Genomic DNA, 21,967 nt, shown 5'->3' on the forward strand with positions numbered 1-21,967 from the left:
GTGACGCGCCGGCAACACCAGCCACGTACCGTAAATACTGACCACGGCCTGCGACAGAAGTTCGAAAATTTTTTCGATTTGTTACCGGCTCCGCCGAAAGCCTTATCCGGCGGGGCTGTGCGGGCAGGATGCCCGCACGATTCCTCTCGTGGTCGCGCTTACTGATGCTGTTGCGGCGCGCGCAGGTAGATCTCGACGCGGCGGTTCTGTGCGCGGCCGGCTTCGGTCGCGTTGTCCGCGATCGGGTTCGACGGGCCCATGCCTTGCGCCGACAGACGGCCGCCATTCACGCCGCGCTGCACGAGCGCGTTCACGACGCTTTGCGCGCGGTTCTGCGACAGCGTCTGGTTCAGCTGCTGCGAGCCCGTGCTGTCCGTGTAGCCGACGATCGACGCCGTCACTTGCGGGTTCTGGTTCAGCGTCGTCGCGAGGTCGTTCAGCAGCGGCGTGAACGCCGGCGTGATCGCGTACTGGTTCGTCGCGAACGTGACCGAGCTCGGCACGTTCAGCTTCAGCGAGCCGTCCGGCTGCTCGGTGACCTGCGTGCCTGTTTGCGCTGCCGACGGCGCGAGCTTGTTCTTGATCGCTTGCCAGTTGTAACCCGTCACGCCACCGACCAGTGCGCCGACGCCCGCGCCGATCGCCGCGCCCTTGCCGCCACCGGCCAGTGCCCCGATCCCCGCGCCCAGCGCCGCACCCGTGCCGGTACCGACGGCCGTATTGTTGCCTTGCTGCGTGGCGCAGCCTGCCAGCAGTGCGCCGGCGAGTGCGAAGACGGACAGGCGAGTCGCGATTTTCATGTTCATCTTGGATTCCTCTCTTGGTTGAACGAGTCGACAACGACGACAAACAACAGTTATGGCTCCCTGCGCGGGCCGTCCGAAAAAGGAGAGCCGGCCTGCGCGCGCGGCAGCCGCCGAGGCGGTCGCATGCCCTGTCCGTCAGCGTGGCTGTTCGGGCAGCGCGACGCGTCAGCCTCTACAATATAGGCGGTGAGCGGCCGATTTGGCCCTATAGCATGCCGCACGCGAAGAGTGCGCCGGGTCGCGCGTTCGCGCAATGGCGTGCAACAGATTCTTTCACTTTTCCCGATTTTCGCAGCGTAATTTGATATTTTTTGACGTTTGCGCGCGAGAAAAACGTTTTCATGGAGTTTTGATGAGCATTGACCGGGCACAAGTCGACGCCGCGCTGGCGGCAGTCGTCGACCCCAATACCGGCCGCCCGTACGCGGCGAACAAGGGCGTGCGCAACGTCGCGATCGACGGCGATGTCGTGGCGCTCGACGTGGTGCTCGGTTATCCGGCGCGCAGCCAGCACGACGACGTGCGCGCACGCGTCGCCGCAGCGCTCCAGGCCGTGCCGGGCGTGCGCGACGCCCGCGTCGCCGTGTCGCAGGAGATCGTCGCGCATACGGTGCAGCGCGGCGTGAAGCTGTTGCCGAACGTGAAGAACATCGTCGCGGTCGCGTCGGGCAAGGGGGGCGTCGGCAAGAGCACGACCGCCGTGAACCTCGCGCTCGCGCTCGCCGCGGAAGGCGCGTCGGTCGGCATTCTCGACGCCGACATCTACGGCCCGTCGCTGCCGACGATGCTCGGCATCCACGGCCAGCGTCCCGAGTCGCCGGACAACCAGTCGATGAACCCGCTCGTCGGCCACGGGCTGCAGGCGAACTCGATCGGCTTCCTGATCGAGGAAGACAACCCGATGGTGTGGCGCGGGCCGATGGCGACGTCTGCGCTCGAGCAGCTGCTGCGTCAGACCAACTGGCGCGAGCTCGACTACCTGATCGTCGACATGCCGCCGGGCACCGGCGACATCCAGCTCACGCTCGCGCAGCGCGTGCCCGTCACAGGCGCGGTGATCGTCACGACGCCGCAGGACATCGCGCTGCTCGACGCGAAGAAGGGGCTGAAGATGTTCGAGAAGGTCGGGATCCCGATTCTCGGCATCGTCGAGAACATGAGCATCCACATCTGCTCGAACTGCGGCCACGAGGAGCATGTCTTCGGCGCCGGCGGGGCGGAACGGATGGCGAAGGATTACGACGTGAACGTGCTCGGCAGCCTGCCGCTCGATATAGCGATCCGCGAACGGGCCGACAGCGGCACGCCGACGGTCGCGGCCGAGCCGGACGGCGCGCTCGCGCGTCGCTACCGCGACATCGCGCGCGGGGTCGCGCTGGCGATTGCCGAGCGATCGCGCGACATGACGTCGAAGTTCCCGTCGATCGTTGTTCAAAATACGTAAAACCCTTGCGGGGCGGGGCCTCACGCTGTTTACGGCGCCGCGAGGCGCGGTATCATGGCGACTTTTCCCGGGTCCCTTTACCCGCCCGGCGCGGCCGTCGTGTCAAGCGGCCGCCAGCCGGCATGAGGATCGAATGAAACAACGACATCACGGCGTGCGCGCCGGCCGCGCGCGGCGCGCGCTGCTGGCCGCCGCCGCGCTGGGCCTGCTGGCCGGCTGTACCTCCTTTTCCTCGTCGCACGAAAAACGGGCCGACGCACAACTGCAGCCGACGGTCGGCGCGCAGGCGCGCGGCGCGGTGACGTTCGTCGAACGCCCGGACGGTGTGCAGGTCACCTACAACCTGGTCGGCCTGCCGCCGAACAGCGATCACGCGCTGCAGGTGCACGAGCGCGGCGACTGCAACGCGGGCGACGGCTCGAGCGCCGGCCAGGTGTTCGCGCCGGCCGCCGACCGCCTGCGCGCGGGCGCGCGCGTCGCCGGCGATCTCGGCAACATCCATGCGGATGCGAACGGCGTCGCGGCCGGCTTCATCGTCGCGCCCGATCTGGCCCTCGATGGCGTGCGCTCGGCGATGAACCGCGCGGCGCTGGTGCACCGCGACTCGAGCGACCCGGCGTTTCCGCAGCATGGCGCGGGGCCCGCGCTGGCCTGCGGCGTGATCCGTTGACGGCCGCCACGTGCGTGAGTCGATGATCGCGTAAAATGTGCGCCTTTCCCGGCCGCCGCCTTGCGCGAGCGGCCCTCCCCTGACCGTCACGCAGCGTTTCCAGGCGCCCTGATATGAGCATCAAGTCCGACAAATGGATTCGGCGCATGGCCGAAGAGCACAAGATGATCGAGCCGTTCGTGCCCGATCAGGTCCGCGCGTCCGAGGACGGCCGCCGGATCGTCAGCTACGGCACGTCGAGCTACGGCTACGACATCCGCTGCGCGGACGAATTCAAGATCTTCACGAACATCAACTCGACGATCGTCGATCCGAAGAACTTCGACGAGGGTTCGTTTGTCGATTTCAAGGGCGACGTGTGCATCATCCCGCCGAACTCGTTCGCGCTGGCCCGCACCGTCGAATATTTCCGCATTCCGCGCACCGTGCTCACCGTCTGCCTCGGCAAGTCGACCTACGCGCGCTGCGGGATCATCGTCAACGTGACGCCGTTCGAACCCGAGTGGGAAGGCTACGTCACGCTGGAATTCTCGAACACCACGCCGTTGCCCGCGAAGATCTACGCGAACGAAGGCGTCGCGCAGGTGCTCTTCTTCGAAAGCGACGAGGTGTGCGACGTGTCGTACGCCGATCGCGGCGGCAAGTATCAGGGGCAGCGCGGTGTCACGCTGCCGAAAACCTGATCTGGTTGCATAACGTCTCACCAGTTTCCGGGTGACCGCTGCGCGTGACGCGCCGCGGTCGTTCTTTTTGGAGAATCGCCCATGAAGTTTCGTTTCCCCGTCGTCATCATCGACGAAGATTTCCGCTCCGAGAACATCTCGGGCTCCGGCATCCGGGCGTTGGCCGAAGCGATCGAGAAGGAGGGCGTCGAAGTCCTCGGCCTCACGAGCTACGGCGATCTGACGTCGTTCGCGCAGCAATCGAGCCGCGCGTCGTGCTTCATCCTGTCGATCGACGACGACGAACTCATGCTCGGCGAAACCGGCCCGGACGGCGAACTGCCCGAGCTCGCGACCGCGATCATCGAGCTGCGCGCGTTCGTCACCGAAGTGCGCCGCCGCAACGCGGACATCCCGATCTTCCTGTACGGCGAGACGCGCACGTCGCGCCATCTGCCGAACGACATCCTGCGCGAACTGCACGGCTTCATCCACATGTTCGAGGACACGCCGGAGTTCGTCGCGCGCCACATCATCCGTGAAGCGAAGGTCTATCTCGATTCGCTCGCGCCGCCGTTCTTCAAGGAACTCGTCAAGTACGCGGACGAAGGCTCGTACTCGTGGCACTGCCCGGGCCACTCGGGCGGCGTCGCGTTCCTGAAGAACCCGCTCGGCCAGATGTTCCACCAGTTCTTCGGCGAGAACATGCTGCGCGCGGACGTCTGCAACGCGGTGGACGAACTCGGCCAGCTGCTCGACCATACCGGCCCGGTGGCGGCGTCCGAGCGCAATGCGGCGCGCATCTTCAGCGCGGACCACCTGTTCTTCGTGACCAACGGTACGTCGACGTCGAACAAGATCGTCTGGCATGCGACGGTCGCTCCCGGCGACATCGTGCTGGTCGACCGCAACTGCCACAAGTCGATCCTGCACGCGATCACGATGACGGGCGCGATTCCGGTGTTCCTCACGCCGACGCGCAACCATTTCGGCATCATCGGGCCGATCCCGCGCGACGAATTCAAGCCGGAGAACATCCGCAAGAAGATCGAGGCGAACCCGTTCGCGCGCGAGGCGATGCGCGCGAACCCGGACATGAAGCCGCGCATCCTGACGATCACGCAGAGCACGTACGACGGCGTCGTCTACAACGTCGAGATGATCAAGGACCTGCTCGGCGACCTGCTCGACACGCTGCACTTCGACGAAGCATGGCTGCCGCACGCGACGTTCCACGATTTCTACCGCGACATGCACGCGATCGGCGACGGCCGTCCGCGCACGGGCGCGCTCGTGTTCGCGACGCACTCGACGCACAAGCTGCTCGCGGGCATCTCGCAGGCGTCGCAGATCGTCGTGCAGGAATCGGAGAACCGCACGTTCGACAAGCACCGCTTCAACGAGGCGTACCTGATGCACACGTCGACGAGCCCGCAGTACGCGATCATCGCGTCGTGCGACGTCGCGGCCGCGATGATGGAGCCGCCGGGCGGCACCGCGCTCGTCGAGGAATCGATCGCCGAGGCGATCGACTTCCGTCGCGCGATGCGCAAGGTCGACGCCGAGTACGGCGACGACTGGTTCTTCAGCGTGTGGGGCCCGGACAACCTCTCCGAGGAAGGCATCGGTTCGCGCGAGGACTGGATGCTGAAGCCGAACGACCACTGGCACGGCTTCGGCCCGCTCGCGGAAGGCTTCAACATGCTCGACCCGATCAAGGCGACGATCATCACGCCGGGGCTCGACGTCGACGGCGAGTTCGGCGAGACGGGCATTCCGGCCGCGATCGTCACGAAGTACCTGGCCGAGCACGGGATCATCGTCGAGAAGACCGGCCTGTATTCGTTCTTCATCATGTTCACGATCGGCATCACGAAGGGCCGCTGGAACTCGATGGTGACCGAGCTGCAGCAGTTCAAGGACGACTACGACAACAACCAGCCGCTGTGGCGCGTGCTGCCGGAATTCGTCGCGCAGCATCCGCGCTACGAGCGCGTCGGCCTGCGCGACCTGTGCACGCAGATCCACGACGTGTACCGCGCGAACGACATCGCGCGCCTGACGACCGAGATGTACCTGTCGGACATGGAGCCGGCGATGAAGCCGTCGGACGCGTTCGCGAAGCTCGCGCACCGCAAGATCGACCGCGTGCCGCTCGACGAGCTCGAAGGCCGCGTGACGAGCATCCTGCTCACGCCGTACCCGCCGGGCATTCCGCTGCTGATTCCGGGCGAGCGCTTCAACAAGACGATCGTGAACTACCTGCGGTTCGCGCGCGACTTCAACGAGCGTTTCCCGGGCTTCCACACCGACATCCACGGCCTCGTCGCGGAAGAGGTGAACGGCCGCGTCGAGTACTTCGTCGACTGCGTGCGCGACTGATGGCCGCGCACGGACGATTCCGGACGATGCGCGCGGCGCTGGCCGCGCTCGTCGTCTGGACGGCGGGATTGGCGGGGCTCGCGGGCGCGGGCGTCGCTCATGCGGAAGTCGCGGCGGCCGACCCGATCGACGTCGCGATGCGGCAATGCCTCGCGCGACGCGACCGGTCGTCGCCGGCCGGGCAGATCCAGTGCATGGGCGAAGCGCAGCAGCAGTGGCAGGCAGTGATGGACGGCGCGTACCAGCGCCTGTTGAAGGATGCGCCGGCCGATGCGAAGCGCGGCTGGCAGGACAGCCAGCGCCGCTGGCTCACGTGGCGCAAGGACGAAGTGCTGCTGCTGAAGGCCGTGTACGACACGACGCGCGGCACCGCGTATGCGATGTCGAGCGCCGACCTGCAACTGCAGCCGGTGCGCGATCGCGCGCTGGCGCTGCGCGGGGCGGCCGATCGCTATGCCCCGCCGCCGGCGGCCGTGCCGGTCGCGGCGACGAGCGGTGCGCAGGGCGGTGGTGCGGGTGCGCCCGCGGCGGCTGGCGCCAAGCCGGCGAACGCGCCGCGCGATCCGGCGGTGCGCCGCGTACGGCCGTGCGTGCAGGATGCTGCGTGCGAGCACGCGCTGTTCGACCTGAACCGCTATTACCAGAAGCTGCGCCGCAAGATGCCCGCGCATTCGGCCGCGACGCTCGTGCGCGCGCAGCGCGCGTGGGTGGCGTTCCGCGATGCGACGGCGCCGCTCGTCGGCGAGGACGGACGCGTCGACCTGATCGGTGCGCGCATTGCGACGATGAAGCGGCTGTCGGAGACGGCCGGCAATCGGTAACGGCGCGCCGCTTTCGAGTGGGCGACATGACAAAACGGGCACCTCGGGTGCCCGTTTTGCATGGCGCGGCGTATTGCCTACGCGGGCCTACGCGATCTGCGACGTGCCCTGCAGCCCGAACCACGACGGCACGAGCGCGACCGCATCGTCGAGCGACGCGAGCACGTGCAGGCTCAGCGCGACGATCTCGGGCGTCGGCGCCTTCAGGTCGGGCACGGTGACGACCGCGGCGCCCGCGCCGGCCGCCGACTGCGCGCCGAAGTCGCTGTCCTCGAACGCGACGCACGCGTGGGCCGGGACGCCGAGACGCTCGGCCGCGAGCCGGTAGACGGCCGGGTCGGGCTTGCCGCGCGCGACTTCGTCGCCGCCCGCGATCGCGCGGAAGAACGGCAGCACGCCGACCGCGCCGAGCCGCGCGCGGATCACGTCGCCTGCGGACGACGACGCGACCGCGCACGGAATGCCCGCCCGCGCGAGCGTTTCGAGCAGCGCAAGCGCGCCCGGCTTCAGCGGAAACTTCGGATGGGGTTCAGGCGCGGCGAGTTGCTCGCGCACGCGGATGCGCACCGCGTCGAACGTATCGGCGTCGCCGATCAGCCGCGCGAGGATCACCTGGCCTTCGGCGAACGAGCGGCCGACGATCTGCAGGTAGTCGATCTCGGTCAGCACGACGCCATGCGCGCTCGACACGTCGATCCACGTGTTCATGATGGTCCGCTCGGAATCGACGAGCAGGCCGTCCATGTCGAAGAGCGCGGCGGAAAAGGTCATCGAGGGCATCCGTCAAGCGGTGAAGCGGGGCAGGCGACGGGCGGCGCGCTGGCCGCCCGAATGAAAAACGGACGCCGAAGGCGTCCGTCCGGGACTGCGGGCCGTTACTTGGCCAGCGCGGCGCGGGCAGCCTTGACGGCTGCGCGCACCTGGTCGGGCGCGGTGCCGCCCGGATGGTTGCGGCTCGCGACCGACCCCTCGAGCGTCAGGTAGCCGAACACGTCGTCGCCGATCAGGTGCGCGACGTTCGGCAGTTCCTGCTTCATTTCGTCGAGCGTCAGGTCGGCGAGGTCGATCCCGCGGTCGTCGCAGATCTTCACCGCGTGCGCGACGGCTTCGTGCGCGTCGCGGAACGGCAGGCCGCGCTTGACCAGGTAGTCGGCGAGGTCGGTGGCGGTCGAGAAGCCCTGCAGCGCGGCGGCGCGCATCGCGTCCCGCTTCACGGTGATGCCGGCGACCATCTCGGCGAAGATCCGCAGCGTGTCGGCGACGGTGTCGACCGTGTCGAACAGCGGTTCCTTGTCTTCCTGGTTGTCCTTGTTGTACGCGAGCGGCTGGCCCTTCATCAGCGTGAGGAGCGCCATCAGGTGGCCGTTCACGCGGCCGGTCTTGCCGCGCGCGAGCTCGGGCACGTCCGGGTTCTTCTTCTGCGGCATGATCGAGCTGCCGGTGCAGAAGCGGTCGGCGATGTCGATGAAGCCGACGCGCGGGCTCATCCACAGCACGAGTTCTTCGGAGAAGCGCGACACGTGCGTCATCACGAGCGCGGACGCCGCCGTGAATTCGATCGCGAAATCGCGATCGGACACCGCATCGAGCGAGTTCGCGCAGATGCCGTCGAAGCCGAGCGTCTTCGCGACCGCGTGACGGTCGATCGGGTAGCTCGTGCCCGCGAGCGCGGCCGCGCCGAGCGGCAGGCGGTTCACGCGGGTGCGGCAGTCGCGCATGCGTTCCGCGTCGCGCGTGAACATCTCGACGTACGCGAGCAGGTGGTGGCCGAACGTGACCGGCTGCGCGACCTGCAGGTGCGTGAAGCCGGGCATGATCGTGTCGGCGTTCTGTTCCGCGAGATCGATCAGCGCGCCGCGCAGGTCGTTCAGCAGGCCGCCGATGCGGTCGATCTCGCCGCGCAGCCACAGGCGGATGTCGGTCGCGACCTGGTCGTTGCGCGAGCGGCCCGTGTGCAGGCGCTTGCCGGCATCGCCGATCAGCGCGGTCAGGCGCGCCTCGATGTTCAGGTGGACGTCTTCCAGGTCGAGCTGCCATTCGAATTCGCCGCGCTCGATCTCGCCCTTGATCTGCGCCATCCCGCGTTCGATCGCGGCGAGGTCGTCGGCGCTGATGATCTTCTGCGCGGCGAGCATGTTCGCGTGCGCGAGCGAGCCGGCGATGTCGACGAGCGCGAGGCGCTTGTCGAAAAACACCGACGACGTGTAGCGCTTGACCAGCTCCGACATCGGTTCCGAGAAGCGGGCCGACCAGGCCTCGCCCTTTTTGTGCAGTTGGGACGTCATGGCGATTCTTCGAAGGGGAGTTGGGCGGCCGTGAGCCGCCGAGGGAATCCCGCGATTCTAACATTCGTGCGCCGGCCGACCGCCGCCGGCGCAGGGGGCCGGCCCGCTCAGTCGCGCACCAGCACGACGAGCTTCAGGTCCTCGCGGTGCGCGGGCTTCAGCGTGATCTGCTGGTACACGAGGCGGCCGTCGGCCGGATGGTCGAATTCGCGCAGGCCGCCTTCGCGCTCGAACACGTCCTGCGACGCCCAGTACTGCGCGAACGCGTCGCTGCCGGTGGTCAGCGCGTCGATCAGCGCGCGCGTCGGCGCGTCGGTCAGGTGGCGGATCGCATCGGCACGGAATTCGGCCGCGAGCCGCCGCGCGCGGGTGTCCCAGTCGACGATCAGCGTGCGCGCGGCCGGCGACATGAACGTGAAGCGCAGCAGGTTGCGGTCATGCTCGCCGTCGAGCCAGCCGGAAAAGAGCGCGGCGGCCGGGGCGTTCCACGCGAGCGCGTTCCATTGGCGGTCGAGCACGTAGGCGGGCGTCGCGATGGCCGTGACGGTGGCGGCGAGCGTCGGCGGCAGGTCGCCGCCCGCGATGTCGGGCTCGGCCGGGTCGCGCTGCGCGGCCAGCTCGAACAGGTACGCGCGCTCGGCCTTCGACAGTTGCAGCGCGACGGCGATCCGCGCGAGCGCGTCGGCCGAGGCCGACACGGGGCGGCCCTGTTCGATCCACGTGTACCAGGTCGGGCTCACGCCGCACAGTTGCGCGACTTCCTCGCGCCGCAGCCCCGGCGTGCGGCGGCGCGGGCCGGGCGGCAGGCCGACGGCCTGCGGCGACAGCCGCTCGCGGTGGGCGCGGATGAATTCGCCGAGCGCGCGGGCGGGCGTGGCGTCGAGCGGCGGGACGGGGGCGGAGGACGGCTGGTTCATGCGGAAACGGCGAAGTGGAAGCGAAAACGCGGCAACGATCGAACAATCAGACAGGTGGATCGAATACCAGAATAACTGCTTAACTTGTACTGGTACAAGCGTAGGCCTATTGTAGCGGCTCGCGCGCTGGCAGGGCAGCGGGCGTCCCACACAATGCGTTGCACGGGGCTGGATCGCGCGCTGAAGCGCCGGGATCGGCCGACTGCATCAAGGAAAGGAGCGAACGATGAAACACCACGACCAGGTCGCCGACGCATTCGGCACGACGGCCGCCGCCTATCTGACGAGCACGGTTCATGCGACGGGCGCCGACCTGCAGACGCTCGCCGACGCGGTGAGCGCGACGCCCGACGCCGCGGTGCTCGACCTCGGTTGCGGCGCCGGCCACGCGAGCTTCGCGGTCGCGCCGCACGTACGCGACGTGGTCGCGTACGATCTCGCCGCGCCGATGCTCGCGACCGTCGAAGCGGCCGCGCGCGAACGCGGGCTCACGAACGTCCGCACGCAGCAGGGGCCGGCCGAACGGCTGCCGTTCGACACCGCGACGTTCGACTGGGTCGTGAGCCGGATGAGCGCGCATCACTGGCACGACATGCGCGCGGCGCTCGCCGAGGTGCGGCGCGTGCTGAAGCCGGGCGGCCGCGTGCTGATGATCGACATCGCCGGCAACGACCATCCGCTGCTCGATACGTACCTGCAGGCCGCGGAAGTGCTGCGCGACGCGTCGCACGTGCGCGACTACCGCGCGGACGAATGGCTCGCGATGTTCCGCGCAGCCGGTTTCGACGCGCAGGTGCACAGCCGCTGGCGGCTGCCGATCGATTTCGATACGTGGGTCGAGCGGATTCGCACGCCGGCCGACAGCGTCGCCGGCATTCGCGCGCTGTGGGCGCATGCGCCGGACGAGGTGCGCACCTATTACGCGGTGCAGGCCGACGGTTCGTTCGAGCACGATGCGTTGCTGATCGACGCGCACTGAGCGCGCGGCGCGCGCCGCGCCGCTTTGCCGTTGCGCCATTTCGTCGCCGCATGAAAAAAGCCGCGATACGCATGGGCGCGTATCGCGGCTTTCGTCATTCCGGCCGGCGGCGAACACACCCGGCGCCCGCGCCGCCCGCGGATCAGCCGGTGTTGCGCAGGCCGGCAGCGATCCCGTTGATCGTCAGGTGAATCCCGCGGCGCAGCCGCGCGTTCGTGTCGCCCGCGCGGTGACGCTTGATCAGCTCGACCTGCAGGTGATTCAGCGGATCGAGATACGGGAAGCGGTTCTTGATCGAGCGCGCGAGCAGCGGGTTGGTCGCGAGGCGGCCTTCCTGCCCGGTGATTTCCGCCAGCGCCCGCGACGTGCGCTCCCATTCCGCGACGATCCGCTCGAACACGTGCTTGCGCAGCTTGCGGTCGGACACGAGCTGCGCATAGCGCGACGCGACCGCGAGATCGGTCTTCGCGAGCACCATGTCCATGTTCGACAGCAGGTTCGCGAAGAACGGCCAGGTCTTGTTCATCTTCTTCAGCAGCGCGACGCGTTTCGCGCGTTCGGTGTCGTCCTGCGCGCCGTCGAGATACGCGCTCACCGCGCTGCCGAAGCCGTACCAGCCGGTCAGCAGCAGCCGGCACTGGCCCCACGAGAAGCCCCACGGAATCGCGCGCAGATCCTCGATCCTGCGCTGCTTCGGGTCCTGCAGCTTGCGCGACGCCGGGCGGCTGCCGATGTTCAGCTCGGCGATCTCGGTGATCGGCGTCGATGAGAAGAAGTAATCGGTGAAGCCCGGGGTTTCATAGACGAGCGCGCGGTACGCGGCCATCGCGGAATCGGACAGCGTCTGCATCGCGGCCTCGAACGCAGGCAACTGCGCCGGTGCGTTCGACTGCGGCAGCAGCGACGCCTCGAGCGTCGCGGCGACGACCGTCTCGAGGTTGCGCCGGCCGATCGACGGGTTCGAGAACTTGCTCGCGATCACCTCGCCCTGTTCGGTCAGGCGGATCTGGCCGTTCACGGTGCCCGGCGGCTGCGACAGGATCGCCTGGTAGGTCGGGCCGCCCCCGCGGCCGACCGTGCCGCCGCGGCCGTGGAACAGCCGCAGCGTGATCTTGCGCTCGCGGAACAGGTCGACCAGCGCGAGTTCCGCGCGATACAGCTCCCAGTTCGACGTGAGGAAGCCGCCGTCCTTGTTGCTGTCCGAGTAGCCGAGCATCACTTCCTGCTCGGCGCCCTGGTGAGCGATCAGCGCGTCGATGCCCGGCAGCGCGAAGTATTCGCGCATGATGCGCGACGCGTCGCGCAGGTCGGGAATCGTCTCGAACAGCGGGATCACCATCAGGCTGTTGCGCGCGTCGCTGCCCGGCACGCCGAGCGTGCCTTCGAGCAGGCCCGTCTCCTTCTGCAGCAGCAATACCTCGACGAGGTCGCTGACGGTTTCCGTGTGCGAAATGATGTAGTTGCGCACCGCACGCGCGCCGAATTGCGCGCGGACCTCGCGCGCCTTCTCGAACACGCCGAGCTCGCTCTGCGCAAGCGCCGAGTATTCGAGGTACGGCGAGCGCAGCGGGCGCGGATCGGCGAGCGCGGCGAGCAGCACGCGCAGCTTGTCTTCCTCGGCGAGCGCCGCATAGTCGGTCTCGACGCCCGCGCGCGCGAACAGCTCGGCGACTACCGCCTCGTGGATGTCGGAACTCTGGCGCAGGTCGATGCTCGCCAGATGGAAGCCGAACACTTCGGCCGCGCGCACGAGCGGCGCGAGGCGCGGTGCGGCGAGCGACGCGCCGTGGTGTTCGTCGAGCGACGCGGTCAGCACCTTCAGATCGGCGACGAACGCTTCGGAATCCTCGTACGGAATCGCCCGCACGGGCGGCGCGCCGCGGCCCGCGCTGCGCACCGGCACCGTGCCTTCGCCGAGACGCACGCGCGCGCTCGCGGCGAGCCGCGTGTAGATGCCGATCAGCGCGCGGCGATACGGTTCGTCGACGCGGTGCGGCGACTGGTCGGGCGACGCGGCCGCGAGCGCCTTCACCGCGTCGTTCGCGCCGACCAGCAGGTTCGACACCGACAGCTCGGCGCCCAGTTTATGCACCTGTTCCAGATAGTGTTCGAGGATCACCGCGGCCTGGCGGTTGATCGCCTCGTCGAGCGTCGCCGCGGTCACGTTCGGGTTGCCGTCGCGGTCGCCGCCGATCCAGCTGCCCATCTGGAAGAACGCGGGCACGCGCGCGGACAGGCCGTGCTCCGCGAGCGCGGCCTCGATGTCGCCGTACAGCGCGGGCAGCTCGTCGAGGAACGTCGCGCGGTAGTACGACAGCGCGTTCTCGATCTCGTCGCCGACCGTCAGGCGTGCGTCGCGCAGCATGCGCGTCTGCCACAGCGCGGTCACGCGCGCGCGCAGCATCGTTTCGTTGTACTGGCGCTCGCGCGCGGTCAGTTCCTGGTCGCGCTCGGCCAGCAGGCGCGCGATGTCGTGCTGCGCGTCGAGGATGCTCTTGCGCTGCACTTCGGTCGGGTGCGCGGTCAGCACCGGCACGATCAGCGCATCGTCGAAGAAGCGTTGCAGCAGGCGCTTCGACGCGTTGCCGGTGGTTTTCAGCTGGTCGAGCGCGTACGCGACCGTGCCGGGCTGCGGCGCGGAGCCGGCCAGCGCGTGGATGCGGCGGCGACGGTTGTGGTGACGGTCTTCCGCGATGTTCGCGAGGTGCGAGAAATAGCTGAACGCACGCACGACGCTCACCGTCTGCTCCGGCGTCAGCTTGCGCAGCTTCTTCTCGAGCGTCTGCGCGGCTTCGCTGTCGTCCTCGCGACGGAACTTCACCGCGGTCTGGCGGATCGTCTCGACCACGTCGAACACGGTATCGCCTTCCTGTTCGCGCACGACGTCGCCGAGCAGGCGGCCGAGGAAGCGGATGTCCTCGAACAGCGGGCGGTCCTTGTCGTCGCGCGCACGGGTGCCGGCCTTCGGCGCGACGGCATTGCGAGCGATGGGGCTCGCGGCTTTCGTCGCGCGTTTCGTCTGACGTATCGGGTCTTTCGGTTTCGTTGCCGTGGGTTTCGCTGCCGTTTTCGCACGGCCGTTCGGGGCGGTGGCGACGGGGTCCGTCGAGGCATCGGGGGAGGGCAAGGCAGCATTGCGGCGCGCCGTACGCGCCGATCCGGAAGACTTCACGATGGGTTTCCTTGGGAAAGCTCGAGTCAAAAGGAACTGCGGAAACTGCGGGAACTGCGGTCAAGCAACCAGCTACGTGCGGCACATCCGCACAACGGCGCCGCGACCCGCGCGGAAGCAGGCCGGGCGCAGGCTCCGGGCCGGGCGGGCCGGGGCGTGCGTGCTACCATTGTTCGATCTTCAATCCCGTCCTTCGATGTTCCAGCAATGAATTCCGAGACCCCCGCGGCCGGGCCGCAACAGGCACGGCCGCCCGCGACGTTGACGATTGCTTCGCGCGAGAGCCGCCTGGCGATGTGGCAAGCCGAACATGTGCGTGATGCGCTGCGCAAATTATATCCAGCTTGTGACGTGAAAATCCTCGGGATGACGACGCGCGGCGATCAGATTCTCGATCGCACGCTGTCGAAGGTCGGCGGCAAGGGCCTGTTCGTGAAGGAACTGGAAGCCGCGCTGGCCGACGGCCGCGCCGATCTCGCCGTGCATTCGCTGAAGGACGTGCCGATGGCGCTGCCCGACGGCTTCTCGCTCGCCGCGATCATGGAGCGCGAAGACCCGCGCGACGCCTTCGTGTCGAACGACTACGCGTCGCTCGACGCGCTGCCGGCCGGCGCGGTCGTCGGTACGTCGAGCCTGCGTCGCGAGGCGATGCTGCGTTCGCGTTATCCGCATCTCGAGGTCCTGCCGCTGCGCGGCAACCTCGATACGCGGCTCGCCAAGCTCGACCGCGGCGACTACGCGGCGATCATCCTCGCGGCCGCCGGCCTGAAGCGCCTCGGCCTCGAAGCACGGATTCGCGCGCTGCTCGACGTCGAGGCCAGCCCGCCCGCGGCCGGCCAGGGCGCGCTCGGCATCGAGATCGCCGCGCACCGCGACGACGTCGCCGCGTGGCTCGCGCCGCTGCACGACCTGCAGACCGCGCTCGCGGTCGAGGCTGAGCGGATGGTGTCGCGCGCGCTCGGCGGCAGCTGCGAGGTGCCGCTCGCCGCGCATGCGGTGTGGCGCGCGGGCGAGCTGTACCTGACGGGACGCGTGTCGACCACCGACGGCAAGCGCGTGCTGACGGCCGAGGAATGCGGCGCGGTCGTGACCGTCGCCGATGCGCTCGCGCTCGGCCGCGCGGTGTCCGACGAACTCGAGGCGCAAGGCGCGCTCGACATCGTCCAGGCGCTGCTCGCGGGCTCGCAGGCCGCCGGCAAGGGCGACGCCTGATGGCGGGCGGCGCGCGCGCGTTCACCGCTGTCCTGACGCGTCCGGACGGCCAGTCCGACGCGCTCGCGGCGCAACTGGCCGATGCCGGCTGCGACGTGCTCGAATTCCCGCTGATCGATATCGCGCCGGTCGACGATCCGGCGCCGCTCGACGCCGCGTTCGCGGCGCTGGCCGACTACGCGCTGGTGATTTTCGTGTCGCCGAACGCGATCGAGCGCGCGCTCGCGCGGTACGGCGCGATCTGGCCGAACGCGCTGCCGGTCGGCGTCGTCGGGCCGGGCAGCGTCGCGGCACTCGAGCGCCACGGCATCGCGGCGCCCGCACATCGCGTGATCGCGCCGCAGGCGCCGGCCGACGGCGGCGTGCCGCATTACGATTCGGAAAGCCTGTTCGCGAGCATCGAAGTCGCGTTCGGCGGCGCGCAGGCGCTGGCGGGCAAGCGCGTGCTGATCGTGCGCGGCGACGGCGGGCGCGAATGGCTCGCCGAGCGCCTGCGCGAGGCCGGCGCGGACGTCACGCTCGCGGCCGCGTACCGGCGCGTCGTGCCGGAGCCGCGCGTCGGTGCATGGGAGCGCGTGCACGCGCTGCTCGACGGCCAGCCGCATGCGTGGCTCGTCACGAGCTCGGAAGGCGTGCGCAACCTGCACGAGCTTGCGCGGGCCCACCTGAACGAGGCCGAGATTGACGCGCTCAAGCATGCGCCGCTCGTCACGCCGCACCCGCGGATCGAGCAGACCGCCCGGGCATTGGGTTTTGATAGGATTACGCTGACTGGCGCGGGCGATGAGCGCATCGTCCGCGCGTTTCGAACGATGGCCGACGAGGCCGTCCAACCGGCGACAGCCGTACCGGTGACTAAACGCATGACAGATACCAACGATTCCAAAAGCGTCGCTTCCCAGCCGGCCGCTGCATCCGCACCGCCGTCCAGCCCCCCTTATCTCGCGCCCGAGCCGCGTGCGCGCCGCGGCGGCAGCGCGGTGCTGTGGTTCGTCGTCGTCGTGCTCGGCTGCGCGGCGGGTGTCGGCGGCTACGCGCTGAACCGCAAGATCGACCGGATCGACGGCACGTTCGTCGCGCGCCAGAAGGCGCTCGACGCGCAAGCGGCCGAAACGCGGCTGAAGACCGAGCAGGCGCTGGCCGGCACGCACCAGGTCGACACGCAGCTCGCGCAGCTCGACGGCAAGCTCGCCGATGCGCAGAGCGCGCAGCAGGCGCTGCAGCAGCAATACCAGGACCTGTCGCGCAACCGCGATGCGTGGATGCTCGAGGAAGTCGACCAGATGCTGTCGAGCGCGAGCCAGCAGCTTCAACTGACCGGTAACACGCAACTCGCGCTGATCGCGCTGCAGAACGCCGACGCGCGTCTCGCGACGTCGCAGAGCGCGCAGGCCGTCACGGTGCGCAAGGCGCTCGCGCTGGACATCGAGAAGCTGAAGGCTGCGCCCACGGCCGATCTCACCGGCCTCGCGATCAAGCTCGACGACGCGATCGCCAAGATCGACGCGCTGCCGCTGTCCGGCGAGGCGATCGTGCCGCACGCGGCGCCGAAGGCCGCGCCGGTCGACGCCGCCTCGTCGGTCGCCGCCGGCGAGCCGCGCTGGAAGGTGTGGTGGCACGACTTCTCGGCCGGCCTCGGCCAGCAACTGAAGGGCCTCGTGCAGGTGCGCCGGATCGACAACGCGGACGCGATGCTCGCGTCGCCCGACCAGGGCTACTTCGTGCGCGAGAACGTGAAGCTGCGCCTGCTGACCGCACGGCTGTCGCTGCTGGCGCGCAACGACAGCGCGATGAAGGCCGACCTGCACGCCGCACAGGCGTCGCTCGGGAAGTATTTCGACCAGGCGTCGAAGGACACGCAGACCGTCGAGGATCTGCTCAAGCAGGTCGACGGCGCATCGCTGACGGTCGCGGTGCCGAACCTGAACACGAGCCTGAACGCCGTTCAGCAGTTTAAGAGCCGGGGGTAACGATGACGCTTCGAGGAATCGTCTGGCTCGCGGTCCTGTTCGCGATCGCCGCGGCGCTCGCCACCGTCGGCCGTTTCGACGCGGGGCAGGTGCTGCTCGTCTATCCGCCGTACCGGATCGACGTGTCGCTGAACCTGTTCGTGATCGCCATCGTCGTGCTGTTCATCGTCGTGTACGCGCTGCTGCGCATCGTGCGCAACATCTGGCGCATGCCGCAGCGGGTCGCCGCGTATCGGGCGCGTTCGCGCAACGAGAAGGCGCAGGCGTCGCTGCGCGATGCGATCGCGAACCTGTACGCGGGCCGCTTCTCGCGTGCGGAGAAGGCCGCGCGTGAAGCGCTGACCGTCGACGCGAACCTGGGCGCCGCGAGTCTCGTCGCGGCCACGGCCGCGCACCGGATGCACGAGTACGCGCGCCGCGACGACTGGCTGTCGAAGGTCGACGCGCCCGAATGGCAGGATGCACGGCTGCTCGCCGCGGCCGACATGCGCGCGGACGCCCGCGACGCCGACGGCGCGCTCGCCGCGCTGGCCGACATGCAGGCCGGCGGCAAGCGCATTCATGCGCAGCAGGTCGCGTTGCGTGCCCAGCAGCAACTGAAGAACTGGGCCGAGGTGCTGAAGCTCGCGAAGGCGCTCGAAAAGCGCGAGGCGCTGCATCCGGCCGCGGCCGTGCGGCTGCGCCAGCAGGCAGCGGAAAACCTGCTGCGCGAACGCCGGCACGATCCGGACGCGCTGCTCGAAGTGTGGCAGTCGCTGTCGCCGGTCGAGCGCCAGTCGCCGCGTCTGGCCGATCTCGCGGCCGAGCTGCTGGTGCCGCTCGAGCGCCGCAACGAAGCGCGCCGCATCGTCGAGGACGCGCTCGCGCACAACTGGGATGCACGCCTGCTGCGCCGTTACCCGGACACGGCCGGCGCCGATGCGCTGCCGCTGATCCAGAAGGCCGAAGGCTGGAAGAAGGATCATCCGGAAGATGCCGATCTGCTGTTCGCGCTTGGCCGCCTCTGCCAGCAGCAGCAGCTGTGGGGCAAGGCGCAGTCGTTCCTCGAATCGGCGCTGAAGCTGGCCGACAACGAGGCGCTGAAGGTGCGGGCGCATCGTGCGCTCGCCCGCCTGTTCGAGCACCTCGGCGAAACCGACAAGGCCGCGAAGCACTACCGCGAAAGCGCGCTGGCGATCACCGTGGTGTGACGCGGCGCTGCGCTGCGCAGCGTAAAAAGCCCCGAACGCCGATCGGCCTTCGGGGCTTTTTTTCGCCCGTGGCGAGGCAGGGGCGGCGCGCGGTGCGTTACGCGTCGAGCCTGCGCAGCAGGTCGTCCTCGCTCGCGACGAACCAGACCGATGTCCCGCGATTGCACTCGCGAACGAGCGCGCGCAGCGCTTCGCTGCGCGCGAGCCGGCGGTCGATATCGCCAACCACGCCGAGCCGGACGCCGTAGTTGGTCAGCTTTTGCAGCACGGCGCCGGCCAGCCCGCTGTCGAGCCGGTAGAAGTCGTCGTGCAGCATGTCCGCGGCGACCGCGATCCAGTCGGCTTCATGCTCGTGCGCGAGCGCGACGAGATCGAGCGCGTCGCTTTCCCGTTGCACGAGGCCGGCGGAAGGATCGCGGACCAGCACGCGGCTGCCGGCTGCCTGAACGATTCGATGGTGCATGTCGAGTGCTTCCGTCGATGAGAGAAAAGTGCGCACGGTGTCGCGCTGCCCGCGGATGAAGTGAGGCTGCTCGGGAAGAAACCGCACCTGCGCGTGCGGCACGAGGCGCGTCAGGCGATCCCGCGTGTCGCGGGAATCGAGCATCACGTCGCGGCCTCCGACGATCGCCAGCACGGGCATCGACAACGTGCGGAGCATGGTGTCGTCGAATACCGGAATCGGCTCGATGCGCGGCCGGAAGCCGCGATCGACGGCGCGCATCAGGGCGAGCGCGTCCCGTTCGGCCGGCGTCGATGCGGGTGGCAGGCGACCCAGCACGCGCCGCCGCACGCATGCACGCCCGGCATCGCCGAGCAGCAACAGCGGCAGCGCCCACCACAGAAACGGCTTCTGCCTGCCGATGCCGGACGGGCAGAGCAGCGCGAGCCGGGTGACGCGCGGCGGCCGCCGCAACGCGAAGTCGAGCGCCGTTCGCGCGCCGAGCGAGATGCCGACGAACGCGGCGCGCGACACCTGCAGGCCGTCGAGCACGTCGTCGAGCCACTGCGCATAGGCGTCGCCCGCGAGCGGCGGGCGCGCCGGCGCGCTCGGTCCCGCTTCGCCGATCACGTCGATCGCGTAGAGCCGGAAGTGCGTCGACCAGTCGGCCGCGTAATGCTGCCAGCTTGCCGCCGTCGTCTGTGCGCCGTGGATCAGCACGACCGGCGGCGCGTGTTCGGGGCCGCAGGCGATGACGTGCGTCGCGCCATGACGCGTTTGCACGGTGACGCGCCGATGCCCGGCCGGCCAGTGCGACAGCGCGGCCGCGTAAGCGGCGCGAATCGCGCGGGCATGGCGGGGTGATTTGAAGATTGCGCTCATGTCCCGCTTTGCTGGAGCAGCATGTCGAGCGACGACATCAGCGCGGCCGTGTCGGCCGGTGTCGCGGTCACGATGATCTTGACCACGCTCGAGGCGGGATCGAACGTGACGTCGATTCGTACGGGGTCGACGTACGATGCGCGACCGGACACCATCGCGTGCAGCGACCGCGACAGGTACTGGTGCAGCGACTGCGACGCATCGGGAATGTCGACGATGCTGGTGACACGCACCGCACGCGGCGCGGGCGGGGCCGGCTCCGTCCGAGCGAACGCGGCGAGGTCGGCGTCGAGGATGCGGTATGCACGGCCGACCCGCGTCGCGCGCAGCTTGCCGTCGCGAATGAACCGCAGGATGGTCTTCGGATGGACGCGCAGGCGGGCGGCAGTGTCTTCGACGGTGTGGAACATGAATTGGAGGGCAGGAGATTCCTTTGATTGTCTTTATTGTTCCATATAAAAGGGACTATAAGGGAATAATCTTGTCATTAATGGGATGCCGTCGGATGGGCGGGACATTCAGCCGATCCGGGGTGTGCCTGTCCGGAATCGAAAACGCCCCGGCGGCCGGCCATGCCGGACGTCGGGGCGTATCGGGGGAGAAACGGGCCGGAAATCGGCAGGCGTGTTCGGTCGATCCGGGCGCGCCTTTACGCGCCGCGCGTCGTCACTTGTCGACGAGCCGTTTCGGCACCGACAGCGCCAGCAGCCCGCCGAGCACGAGGAACCCGGCCAGCATGTACATGCCCGCATCGTTGGTGCCCGTCACCTGCTTGAGCCAGCCCATCAGGTACGGGCTCAGGAAGCCGGCCAGGTTGCCGATCGAGTTGATCATCGCGATGCCGGCGGCGGCGGCCGTGCCGCCGAGGAACGCGGTCGGCAGGCTCCAGAACAGCGGCAGCGTCGTCAGGATGCCGATCGTCGCGAGCGTGAGGCCGAGCATCGCGAGCGCCGTCTGGTGCGCCCAGATCACCGACAGCACGAGGCCGACCGCGCCGATCGCGGCTGGAATCGCGAGGTGCCAGCGGCGTTCGCGGCGCTTGTCCGCGCTGCGCGCGATCAGGATCATCGCGACCACCGCGGCCGCATACGGAATCGCCGACAGCAGGCCGATCATGAACGTGTCGGTCACGCCGGTCGCCTTGATGATCGTCGGCAGCCAGAAGCCGACGCCGTAGAGCCCCATCACGAACGAGAAATAGATCAGCGCCATCAGCCAGACGCGCGGGCTCGACATCACGGCGCCGAGCGGCAGGTCCTCCTTGGTGGCTTCCTCCGCGTCGACGTTGCGGGCGAGCAGCGCCTTTTCTTCATCGGTCAGCCACGTCGCCTTCGCGATCCGCTCGTCGAGCGTGAAGAATACGAGCACGCCGGCGAGCACCGACGGAATGCCTTCGAGCAGGAACAGCCATTGCCAGCCGTGCCAGCCGCTCACGCCGTCGAACGCCTTCAGGATGAAGCCCGAGATTGGGCCGCCGATCACGCCGGACAGCGCGACGGCCGTCATGAAGAACGTCGTCATCCGGCCGCGCCGGTGCGCGGGATACCAATAGGTGAGGTAGAGGATCACGCCGGGGAAGAAGCCCGCTTCGGCGACGCCGAGCAGGAAGCGCATCACGTAGAACATCGCGGGCGTCGTGACGAACATCGTCAGGATCGAGATCACGCCCCATGTCGCCATGATGCGGGCGATCCACACGCGGGCGCCCACCCGGTGCAGGATGATGTTGCTCGGCACCTCGAACAGGAAATAGCCGAAGAAGAAGATCCCGGCGCCGAGGCCGTACACGGTATCGCTCAGGTTCAGGTCGCTCGCCATCTGCAGCTTCGCGAACCCGACGTTCACGCGGTCGAGATACGCGACCACGTAGCACAGCAGGAGGAGCGGCACGAGCCGCCACGACACCTTGCGGTAGGTTGCTTCCTCGAATGCGCCGGACGAGCCCGGCAGCGACTGCGTCGATGTTGCCATGTTGTCTCCTGTCGATCCAGGTCAGCGCTTTAGCGCTTACTTGGATCCCATGCTTTGCGGTCGATGGAGGTCGGCGCTTGGGCGGCTGCCTCGATCCGATGCACCGCTGTCGTTGTAGTGGGCCGGAGCAGGCGCGGTGGTGCCCGATCCGGTTTCGTGCGA

The 21,967-nt window shown here is 68.7% G+C and carries 17 protein-coding genes; 9 read left to right on the plus strand and 8 right to left on the minus strand.

What is annotated here, in order from left to right; translation table 11 throughout:
- Positions 1-158 precede the first annotated feature (158 nt).
- Positions 159-806 carry an OmpA family protein gene (locus tag HWX07_RS24595; protein WP_006478111.1) on the minus strand — a complete coding sequence of 216 codons (648 nt, stop codon included), beginning with the start codon at positions 804-806 and terminating at the stop codon, positions 159-161.
- Between the two features lie 352 nt (positions 807-1,158).
- On the opposite strand from HWX07_RS24595, the gene apbC reads away from it, so the two are divergent.
- From apbC to HWX07_RS24620, 5 genes are all read left to right on the plus strand, one after another.
- Positions 1,159-2,250, plus strand: a complete 1,092-nt coding sequence (gene apbC / locus HWX07_RS24600; RefSeq protein ID WP_175877983.1) for an iron-sulfur cluster carrier protein ApbC — start codon at positions 1,159-1,161, stop codon at positions 2,248-2,250.
- A gap of 133 nt (positions 2,251-2,383) precedes the next feature.
- Positions 2,384-2,920, plus strand: a complete 537-nt coding sequence (gene sodC, locus HWX07_RS24605; RefSeq protein WP_011545956.1) for a superoxide dismutase [Cu-Zn] — start codon at positions 2,384-2,386, stop codon at positions 2,918-2,920.
- Positions 2,921-3,033: 113 nt separating this feature from the next.
- A complete protein-coding gene (gene dcd / locus HWX07_RS24610; RefSeq protein ID WP_006398615.1) occupies positions 3,034-3,603 on the plus strand; it encodes a dCTP deaminase in 570 nt (189 codons plus the stop codon).
- Between the two features lie 81 nt (positions 3,604-3,684).
- Positions 3,685-5,964 (plus strand): arginine/lysine/ornithine decarboxylase, encoded by a 2,280-nt coding sequence (locus tag HWX07_RS24615; RefSeq protein ID WP_175877984.1) that lies wholly within the window; start codon positions 3,685-3,687, stop codon positions 5,962-5,964.
- Complete coding sequence (locus HWX07_RS24620; RefSeq protein ID WP_175877985.1) at positions 5,964-6,785, plus strand: lysozyme inhibitor LprI family protein; 822 nt, start codon at positions 5,964-5,966, stop codon at positions 6,783-6,785. Before HWX07_RS24615 ends, HWX07_RS24620 begins: the two co-directional genes overlap by 1 nt.
- A gap of 87 nt (positions 6,786-6,872) precedes the next feature.
- Here the strand turns inward: HWX07_RS24620 and HWX07_RS24625 are convergent, their stop codons facing one another.
- From HWX07_RS24625 to HWX07_RS24635, 3 genes are all read right to left on the minus strand, one after another.
- The gene (locus HWX07_RS24625) at positions 6,873-7,556 is read right to left on the minus strand and encodes an HAD family phosphatase (RefSeq protein ID WP_175877986.1); all 684 of its coding nucleotides are present in this window, start codon (positions 7,554-7,556) and stop codon (positions 6,873-6,875) included.
- Positions 7,557-7,660: 104 nt separating this feature from the next.
- Positions 7,661-9,070 (minus strand): argininosuccinate lyase, encoded by a 1,410-nt coding sequence (argH, locus tag HWX07_RS24630; protein ID WP_175877987.1) that lies wholly within the window; start codon positions 9,068-9,070, stop codon positions 7,661-7,663.
- A 107-nt stretch (positions 9,071-9,177) separates the two neighbouring features.
- On the minus strand, positions 9,178-9,987 hold the full coding sequence (locus HWX07_RS24635) for a helix-turn-helix transcriptional regulator (RefSeq protein ID WP_175877988.1): 810 nt from the start codon (positions 9,985-9,987) through the stop codon (positions 9,178-9,180).
- Positions 9,988-10,213: 226 nt separating this feature from the next.
- On the opposite strand from HWX07_RS24635, the gene HWX07_RS24640 reads away from it, so the two are divergent.
- Positions 10,214-10,966, plus strand: coding sequence for a class I SAM-dependent methyltransferase (locus HWX07_RS24640; RefSeq protein ID WP_175877989.1), 753 nt, complete (start codon positions 10,214-10,216; stop codon positions 10,964-10,966).
- A 142-nt stretch (positions 10,967-11,108) separates the two neighbouring features.
- On the opposite strand, the gene ppc is transcribed toward HWX07_RS24640, so the two are convergent.
- Positions 11,109-14,138, minus strand: a complete 3,030-nt coding sequence (gene ppc / locus HWX07_RS24645; protein WP_175877990.1) for a phosphoenolpyruvate carboxylase — start codon at positions 14,136-14,138, stop codon at positions 11,109-11,111.
- Positions 14,139-14,345: 207 nt separating this feature from the next.
- Between ppc and hemC the strand changes: the two genes are divergently transcribed.
- Genes hemC through HWX07_RS24660 form a run of 3 tightly spaced genes read left to right on the plus strand, consistent with a single transcriptional unit; the run spans position 14,346 to position 18,510 of the window.
- The gene (gene hemC / locus HWX07_RS24650; protein WP_175877991.1) at positions 14,346-15,350 is read left to right on the plus strand and encodes a hydroxymethylbilane synthase; all 1,005 of its coding nucleotides are present in this window, start codon (positions 14,346-14,348) and stop codon (positions 15,348-15,350) included.
- A complete protein-coding gene (hemDX, locus tag HWX07_RS24655) occupies positions 15,350-17,320 on the plus strand; it encodes a fused uroporphyrinogen-III synthase HemD/membrane protein HemX (RefSeq protein ID WP_175877992.1) in 1,971 nt (656 codons plus the stop codon). The genes hemC and hemDX overlap by 1 nt, the downstream gene beginning before the upstream one ends.
- A gap of 2 nt (positions 17,321-17,322) precedes the next feature.
- Positions 17,323-18,510: a heme biosynthesis protein HemY gene (locus HWX07_RS24660; RefSeq protein WP_175877993.1), complete on the plus strand. Its 1,188-nt coding sequence runs from the start codon at positions 17,323-17,325 to the stop codon at positions 18,508-18,510.
- Between the two features lie 97 nt (positions 18,511-18,607).
- Here HWX07_RS24660 and HWX07_RS24665 read toward each other — a convergent pair whose 3' ends face one another.
- The 3 genes from HWX07_RS24665 to HWX07_RS24675 form a co-directional block, all read right to left on the minus strand.
- Positions 18,608-19,834, minus strand: a complete 1,227-nt coding sequence (locus tag HWX07_RS24665; protein ID WP_175877994.1) for an alpha/beta fold hydrolase — start codon at positions 19,832-19,834, stop codon at positions 18,608-18,610.
- Positions 19,831-20,244 (minus strand): helix-turn-helix domain-containing protein, encoded by a 414-nt coding sequence (locus HWX07_RS24670; protein ID WP_175877995.1) that lies wholly within the window; start codon positions 20,242-20,244, stop codon positions 19,831-19,833. Before HWX07_RS24670 ends, HWX07_RS24665 begins: the two co-directional genes overlap by 4 nt.
- 256 nt (positions 20,245-20,500) lie before the next feature.
- A complete protein-coding gene (locus HWX07_RS24675; RefSeq protein ID WP_006478124.1) occupies positions 20,501-21,805 on the minus strand; it encodes an MFS transporter in 1,305 nt (434 codons plus the stop codon).
- Positions 21,806-21,967: the final 162 nt, after the last annotated feature.

The organism is Burkholderia sp. BCC0097, from assembly GCF_902832985.1.
GTDB classification, from domain to species: Bacteria; Pseudomonadota; Gammaproteobacteria; order Burkholderiales; family Burkholderiaceae; genus Burkholderia; species Burkholderia orbicola.